Below are 8,153 nucleotides of genomic sequence, written 5' to 3' on the forward strand. Positions count from 1 at the left end.
TCTGCTCCAGGATGACGATTCTAGTCTTGCGGGATGTCTGTTTTCAACCGATCCGTTTGACGAAAGCATTCGGTCTAAGGGCTGTATGATTTTGTTCCTGGACATTCCACGCGTTATCTTTGGTCAATACGTCCAACCTCAAGTTGGTTCACCATCCAGAACGGCTTTGATTCCTGCTGAAGTGGCCAACCAATATGGCCCTGCCAAACTATTAACGTATAAAAGCGCAGTGCTACTTTCAAGACTGATTAAGGCCAAGAGACGCTTGATTAACTATACTGAACCCGCCAGCAATCTCTCCTCCTTAACCAGCAACCTCTTCGTGGAAGATGATATCAGCCGGGTCGATCCTATGACCACTTCCTACTCTCCATCGGCGATCGGCTCTGTAGGATGAAGTAGTGGGCAGATCTCCATCATGACCCTCCGCATCTTTCATCACCCCATTATCTCTTGCTCTCTGCTAGCTGGCATTTTCTGTGTCATTTCGATGCAATAAGAACGCTTGCTGAATTAGAGTGGACGGTCTAGGATGGCTGCATCACAGTCATTTTGCACTGTCTAATCTGGTTATGGCCTGATCGCTTTCCCCTCCCGAAGGTACGGAGCAACCCTCCTTTGAAACTCCTGTTACAGTTCTATATAATTGCCCTCCTGTACGCTTTTTGCTCCCGTTAGCGCTACTAGTTGTGGGGACTGGAACTGGCATCTGGTATGTTCTTGCACGACCCAACTCTACAGCGATCCAATTAAGTGGACGGATTGAGGGTTATCCCACGGATATTGGTGCCAAGGTGGGAGGCCGGGTCAATCAGGTAACGGTGCGAGAGGGTGATCAGGTGCGCCAGGGCGAGGTGATTGTGCGGCTGGATGACGCAGAGTTACAGGCCCAATTGCAGGGAGCAACCGCCCGGTTATATGCGGCTCAGCAGCAGGCCCAGCAAGCAGCAATGCAAATTCAGGTGGTCAACCATCAGATTGCAGAAGGGCAACTGGCCTGGCAGCAATCCGTAGGGGATGCTCAGGGCCGGATCTATCAGGCAGAAGCCAATGTAGCGGCGGCTCAGGCCCAGCTCGGTCAGGCAGAAGCTCAGTTAAATCAAGCTAGAGCAGAGTTGAAATTGGCGGCTGTGAACCGCGATCGCTTTGCCGAGTTAACTGACCAGGGAGCCGCTACTCAGCAGCAGTTGGATCAAGCCCAAACAACCTATGAAACCGCTCAAGCTACGGTACGCAGTCGAGAAGCAGCCGTGGCAGCCGCTCAACGCCAGGTCAATGCGGCTCAGGGAGACTCGCTGCAGGCCAGAACCAGCGGTTTGAATCCGAGCATTCGGAATGCCCAATTGGCAACGTTGAAGCAGCAACTGGAAGTGGCCCGTTTCCAGTTAGCAGCGGCCCAGGCAGAAGTTAAAAATGCTCAAGCAGCACGTCAGCAGGTTCTCGCCCAATTGGCATATCTAAATGTCGCCAGTCCCCTAACTGGTGTGGTCTTGACCCGCAGTGTGGAACCGGGGCAGGTGGTCACGACGGGTAAAACACTGATGACGGTGCTTGATCCCAACGTGATTTATCTGCGGGGGTATGTGCTAGAGGGAGACATCGGCAGGGTTAAGGTTGGCAACCTGCCAAAGTATTCCTGGATGCAAACCCGAAAAAAGGACTGGATGCTAAGGTGACGGCGATCGACACGCAAGCTTCTTTCACTCCTGAAAATATTTGTTTTCGGGAAGATCGGGTGAAGCAGGTGTTTGGGGTGCGATTAACACTCACTGATCCAACGGGTCTGGCTAAACCAGGAATGCCCGCCGATGGGGAAATCTTACTGAATCAATAATTGAGGGCACATCGGATAATATCGACTTCTACCTCAATACCCTTCTTCCTCGTACTCCGGAGCTTTAGTTTTTTCGGGAATGTTTAAGCGAGGGGCATTGTAGGTTCGGGCTTCTTGATCAGCCCAGACATCTGCCTCTAAATCGTCATACTTATCATCGTACTGGTCATCGTAATTGTCATCGTAATCTCCCGGTTTGTAGGGTTGGGAGGTTGCTGGTGGATATTCCTGGTAGCGATCGCGGGCTGTAGCCTCGCTCCAGTTATCTTCTTCCTGGTCGTAATACAGGGGTTCAGCAAGCCGTTCCTGTTGCCGGAGTTGTTGGGGTTCTGGTTCGCCCCAGTTATCTTCGTCCCAGGTTTGCTCAACGACGGGTTCCCGCTGGCGGATGGGTGTGTTGACTGGGGTACGCAGGCCGGTGGGGAGTTGATTTTCAGCACGGGTAGGAACCGTGTACCCGATATCCTCTTCCCGCTCCCAGGGTGCTCGACCCAGGCCCAGCCGCTCCAGTATACCTACAGACAACTGCACCATGCGTTCTTCAGCCCCTTCAAAGACGATCAGGCGATCGGGGCCACTGCTGACAATTTCTTCGATCGGCAGTTCATAGGTGCTGACCACCTGATCGGGAATCAGGGGAATACCCAGGGAAGCAATAATCAGGGAGACAATCCGACCATCATCAACATCAAACTTGAACCCCCGGACTTTCCCTAATAGATCGCCTGTTTCAGTGATCACTTCGCAGTTAATCAAGCTGCTGTAGGACTCAGTATCGATGTCTTCAATGACATCTTCATCATTCACCAGGATCACATCCCCAATTTGTTGGATGCTGCTCAATAACATCGGCTGAGGAGTGCCATAGAGCAGATTCGGGCGCAGGCTGAGGGCAACAACTTTTTGCTGGTCAACATCGACCCATAGCTGGCTTACCACTCCCAGTTTTTTGCCAGTGTTGCGAGTGACAACCAGTGTGCCTAAAAGGTCAGAGCGGAGGCGGATTTCTTCAGATGCCATTATGTCCCGAATCCTGATTCACAATTCCAATTCGTTGCTGATGCTATCAAATCACATTGAGGCGCTTTGAGATACCAGATTAATTCCCAGCACCTGAGTAAATGCACCCCGAGCTTGCGTGACACCAATCTGGCGTTGGGCGGATTCAATCATTGGTCGGCGTAGGCTAACGACAATAAATTGCGCCTGCTGCGATTGCTGTTTGATCATTCTAGCTAATCGCTCTACATTTGCCCCATCGAGAAACATATCCACTTCGTCAAAGGCGTAGAAGGGCGATGGCCGATACCGCTGCAGGGCAAAGATGAAACTGAGCGCCGTCAGGGATTTTTCTCCCCCTGACATGGAAGCCAAGCGTTGCACGGGCTTTCCTTTGGGATGGGCAATCAAATTGAGTCCGCCGTTAAAGGGATTCTGGGGATCATCCAGTTGCAGGCGACCGTCCCCATCGGACAGCGTGGCAAAAATGGATTGGAAGTTCTCATTGACGGTATCAAAGGCTTCTTTAAAGGCCCGTTGTCGCAGGGTCGTGAAATTTTCAATGCGTAACAGAAGTTCCGTCCGTTCTTCTTCCAGGGTGCGGAGTTTTTCGCTGAGTTCGTCTAACCGGGCCTGGGTGCGCTCGTATTCTTCCAGTGCCAGCATGTTGACCGGTTCCATCGCCTGCAAGCGTTTTTGCAACGATCGCAATTCTTGCTGCAACTGCTCAATGCCAATATTCTCCGGTACTTCGGGCAGGGGATCGGGGAGTTCGGCGTGCCGGGTTTGCACCTGTTCCTGTAAGGCAGTGAGTTGTTCGCGGCGGGATTGCTGAGTTTCCTGGACTTTTTGCCGCTCCCATTCGTGTTGTTGCTGTTGTAGTTGCTGTTCCCGCAGTTGCCGCTCGATGCGATCGCGCTGCTGTTTCTCAGTGCCTAGCCGTTTTTCCAGTTCCATTAGGGCGGAGCGGGTGTCGGTGATTTGGTTGTCGAGTGCTGAGTGCTGAGTGCTGAGTGCTGAGTGCTGTTGGAGGTAAGTGGTTTGTTGAGTGCGGTAGTCTTGCAGGCGTTCCTGCCATTGCTGGATTTTTTCACCTAAGCGTTGGCGCTGGTTGTCTAAATCCTGAATCTGCTGTTCTACGGTTCGCAGGGCGAGTTCTTTCTGGTTCAGGTCAGCTTCCTGCGATCGCAGAACGGCCTGTATCTGCTGCCATTCGCTATGAGTATGGGATTGTTCCAATTCGCTGAGGGTCTGCCGCAGGTGGTGCAGTTGCTCCTCTTGAGTAGGGATTTCAACTTCTAGAATTTGCAGGCGGGTTTGCGAGGTTGCCAGTTCTTGAGTATTCTGCTCCAGTTGAGCCGTCAATTGGGTGAGGGAGGTATTGAGAGTCTGCAATTCAGCCGTTAACTGATCTAGCTGCAGTTGCTGTTCCCAATGTTGCTGGCGCAATTCCATCAGTTCCTGCGTTCGTTCTTTGACGAGATTGGTGGCCCGGAAGATACTGTTTTCGCAGTGGGTCAGGATGCGATCGATTTCCTGCAGGCGATCGCGTAACGCCCTAACTTCATCAGATTCTGCGGCATCCATGCGGCCAAAGTGAAGGGAAGATCGCGTGCTGGTACTGCCCCCGGTCATCGCTCCTGATGTTTCCAGCAGTTCTCCTTCTAGCGTAACCATCCGGTACTCACCCAAATGACGACGGGCCTCACTGAGGGTTTCAAAGACGACTGTGGAGCCAAAGACGTAGGCAAACACATCCCGGTAGCGATCGTCGAATTCGATTAAATCAAAGGCATAACCAATGCAACCGGGGAGCGATCGCAGGGTTCCTTGCGAGGGGATACGGCCAGATTGAATTTTATTCAGGGGCAGGAAGGTGGCTCGTCCGGCTTTGCGTTGTTTCAGAAGTTCGATCGCGGCAGCGGCTACTCCGTCGTCTTCCACCACCAGATTGCCCAAGCGTCCTCCAGCAGCGGTTTCCAGGGCCAACTGATAGCGAGGTTCCACCCGTCCCAGTTGAGCCACCAGGCCGCAGACTCCCGGCAGGTTCATTTGCAGGATCAGTTGGGTAGCATGAGTTCCCTGAGCTTCTTGCATCGCCTGAGTTTGGGCTTCCAACTGATCGAGCCGCCGTTGCTTATCCCGCTGCTCCTGTAACAGACGAGTCTGGGTTTCTTGCTGGATTTGTAGTTCTTGTTCCGCTGCCCCCAGGGACTTGGCCAGATCTTGAACCTGCTGCTGAGAGGCCATCAGTTGATTCTGAAGCTCCCCTTGTTGAGCTTGTTTCTCCGTGAGTTTTTGCTGCAAGGTCTGACGGGAATCGGTTTGCTCTTGAAGCTGGCGTTCCAGGCGGTGAATCCGCTCCCGTAGTTGGGCCTGCTCCGTTCGCTGCGGTTCCAGGATGCCCAAAATCTCGTCAACCTGACGGCGTAAGGTGGTTTGTTCCTGTACCCAGGCTTCAGCACTGGCAGCAGAGGCATTGGCGGCTTCCCGGCTCCGTTCCAGTTGCTGGCGGGCCTGATCCCGTTCCTGTTTCAGTATCAGCAATTCCTCAGCCTCTAGTTGTTGCTTCTCCTGGCTGAGGGCCTCCAACTGCTGCTGTTGCTCTTGCAATTCTTGCTGAGTCCGGCTGAGATTTGTTTCCAGATCCCGTTGAGCAGATTGCAGATCCTGTTCCTGACGCTGGATCTGCCGCAGTTCGGCTTCACGGGTGGCAAGAGTGGCTTGCAGGGCTAGCAGTTCTTCTTCACCCAGGGCTTTCACCCGGATATTTAGTTGTTCCAGTTCGGTGGTGGATTGCTGAATTTCACTTGCCAAAGTGGTCAATTGCTGGGTTAAGCGATCGATCGCCTGATCATCACTGGTAATCTGCTGCTGTAACTGCTGTACCACCTGCACGGCCTGTCGATACTGGATGACCGCTTCCCATTGCTCCTTCGTTTGCAGTTCTAGCCGCAATTTCTGGTATTTCTCGGCCTTGACCCGATCTTGAGCAAGCCGATCGCGTTGTTCAATCAGTTCCCGTTCGACGATGTGGTATTTGTCTTCCCGATCTTTGACTGCATCCAACTTATCTTTTGCCTGGGAGATTTTGCGATCGAAGGTGGCAACTCCGGCTAGTTCATCAATAATTTCTCGCCGTTCCCGTGGGTTCATGGAAATGATGCGGGTGACATCCCCCTGCAACACCACGTTGTAACCTTCGGGATAGATACGCAGTCGATTCAGGGCTTCATGCAGTTCCGTGAGGGTACAGGACTCGCCGTTGATGTAGTAGTTGGAGGTATAGGTGCCCTGCTGAGTCACTCGCAGTTTTCGCGTGACGCTCCATTCCCGCATCCCGTTTGCTATTGGATCGCTATCTGTTCCTTCAGATCCATTAGCATGATGGTTGCTGTTAGCTGCTTCGGTAGAATCTTCCGGCAAAGAATCAAGAGGGTCAGATAAGGCGATCGTGCCAGTCTCACTGACCGCCTGCTCAATCTCATCTTCCAAAGATGGCAATTCATCTGTCAGGTCAAAGGTGACAGTAACACTGGCTTCTACAGTGGAACGATTCTTGCTGCTTTGTGTGTGGTTTACCAGATCGGGGAGTCGTTCGGCTCGCATTCCCTTCGACCCGGCCAACCCCAGGCAGAACAGGAGCGCGTCAATCAAATTAGATTTACCCGATCCGTTTGGCCCTGAAATGACAGTAAACCCCGGCAGCAGGGGAACTGTCACTTTGCCGCCAAAGGATTTGAAGTTGGACAATTCCAGGCGCTTAATAAACACTGGCTACCCAGAGAAAAAGAGAAAAATCAGTGCTAGTGTAACCGCTCTATCTGCGATCGCACAGAAATCTTGCTATCCCTTCATATTAATCGATACTTTAGTGCAAGTGTTCTAGAAAGGCAAGGTGTGAGGAGAGGTGGATGGGTAGGTGAGTGGGTGAGTGGATGGGTGAGGAAGACAGGGAGATGGGGAGGATGAGGAGTCAGCGGAGGAGCCTGATGTAGGGGTGTTGCACTTGCGATAGGGTGACAACTTCTTCACGCTGTTGCTCAATTGCGTTACGCGCCACGTGGTCTAACAGCTAAGTTAAGCGACGGCTAGTATCCTTTGCATCTTCACCAAGATTTTTCGCTGGTTCGCTCCAACGGGTTGTCAAATCGGGCTTACGCGCTAAATTCACAATTTTCCTACCGCTCGCTGCTTCCTTTTTGCGTAGGTCTGTGAAGATGGCATCAAGATCGTAGTTGAAGGACTTGGCATACTCTTCGCGGATTCGGTGGATCTCTTCAACAATCTCATCTGTCCACATAACCTAATCTCCCATTAGTTCGTTAGGTGTACAAAGGATAGGCAACACATACCCGAAATCGAGACTAATCTTCGCCAATTTTCTCTGGATTTGAGCATTAGCAATATGTTTGCAATTCCACGTTAGCAGATAATCCATGCCGTGTATATGGTAGCAGCGGCAATGTGAATCGCGTCCACCTTCGCCTTTGGAGGAAGACTACTTCGAGCAAGAAGTAGTGTGGCTAAATCTTGTACTTTTTGGTTCAGGGCTAGTAAGGGAAAATCACGCAGGATCTCCAGGCGTTGAGCGGCAATCTCTGTATCCCCTTGTGCCACTTCGTCTAGAACAGCTCTGAAGTGTAAAGAGTGAAAGCGTTTCGACGAGACTCCCACCAATCCTTTGTTATTTCGATATTTGCAGCCAGGATCAAGTCTTTCGTTGATCTGGCTGTGAGATAACCCAAGATACTGCTTTCAATGTAGACGGTCTCGCTCATATTGATTTAGCCCACGATTGTATTTGCTTCTTCCCTAAAAAATGTTGCCATTGGGTTAAACTCATGGCGAAATAGTACACACGCTCCAAAGGTTTAATCTCATGGTGCACATTCAACTCATTGGAGATCTGCTTATGTCTCAAGAAAAAAGGATTGAACGTGTGGAAAGTAAGGATATTACAATCGGTGGCATTCCAATTCCTGTGTATATGGATGGGGATGGGGAATATCACTGGTCAATGCGCCAAGCGAGTAAAGCAGTTGGTTTTAATGAAGGGTGGTTAAGCGACACTTTGCGTACCGAGGGTAATGCTCTCAGTAGGCTAAAAGGCTATGGGTTTAAAGGAGATATTGTTGAGTTTCAGGGACAGGGGTTCATTGAAGGAAATTTGATCCCAACCGAAGACTTCATGGCAATGATCATGTATGCTGCCGTTATTGGTATGCGTAGGCAAGCCATCGCTCTTCTTGCTGCCGCTCTCTATGAAACTTTGGAAAGACGGGCTGATCATGCTTTTGGAGTCATCAGGGATGAGGAC

The 8,153-nt window shown here is 51.4% G+C and carries 7 protein-coding genes; 4 read left to right on the forward strand and 3 right to left on the reverse strand.

From position 1 onward, the window contains the following. Nucleotides 1-85: 85 nt before the first annotated feature. The 3 genes from ACUVQO_RS11485 (at nucleotide 86) to ACUVQO_RS11495 (ending at nucleotide 1,834) form a co-directional block, all read left to right on the forward strand. On the forward strand, nucleotides 86-397 hold the full coding sequence (locus ACUVQO_RS11485; protein WP_445926011.1) for a hypothetical protein: 312 nt from the start codon (nucleotides 86-88) through the stop codon (nucleotides 395-397). Nucleotides 398-689: 292 nt separating this feature from the next. Further along, on the forward strand, nucleotides 690-1,676 hold the full coding sequence (locus ACUVQO_RS11490; RefSeq protein ID WP_445926012.1) for an HlyD family secretion protein: 987 nt from the start codon (nucleotides 690-692) through the stop codon (nucleotides 1,674-1,676). After that, entirely contained in the window at nucleotides 1,673-1,834 is a 162-nt protein-coding gene (locus tag ACUVQO_RS11495) for a hypothetical protein (protein WP_445926013.1), read from the forward strand. The genes ACUVQO_RS11490 and ACUVQO_RS11495 overlap by 4 nt, the downstream gene beginning before the upstream one ends. A gap of 33 nt (nucleotides 1,835-1,867) precedes the next feature. On the opposite strand, the gene ACUVQO_RS11500 is transcribed toward ACUVQO_RS11495, so the two are convergent. The 3 genes from ACUVQO_RS11500 to ACUVQO_RS11510 form a co-directional block, all read right to left on the reverse strand. Then, a complete protein-coding gene (locus ACUVQO_RS11500) occupies nucleotides 1,868-2,854 on the reverse strand; it encodes a PRC-barrel domain-containing protein (protein WP_445926014.1) in 987 nt (328 codons plus the stop codon). Between the two features lie 51 nt (nucleotides 2,855-2,905). Further along, entirely contained in the window at nucleotides 2,906-6,607 is a 3,702-nt protein-coding gene (gene smc, locus ACUVQO_RS11505) for a chromosome segregation protein SMC (RefSeq protein WP_445926015.1), read from the reverse strand. A 301-nt stretch (nucleotides 6,608-6,908) separates the two neighbouring features. After that, nucleotides 6,909-7,136 (reverse strand): hypothetical protein, encoded by a 228-nt coding sequence (locus ACUVQO_RS11510; protein WP_445926016.1) that lies wholly within the window; start codon nucleotides 7,134-7,136, stop codon nucleotides 6,909-6,911. 612 nt (nucleotides 7,137-7,748) lie between these two features. Here ACUVQO_RS11510 and ACUVQO_RS11515 point away from each other — a divergent pair. Beyond that, the coding region (locus tag ACUVQO_RS11515; protein WP_445926017.1) for a hypothetical protein at nucleotides 7,749-8,153 on the forward strand (405 nt) is incomplete at its 3' end.

This window comes from Leptodesmis sp. (assembly GCF_052746595.1).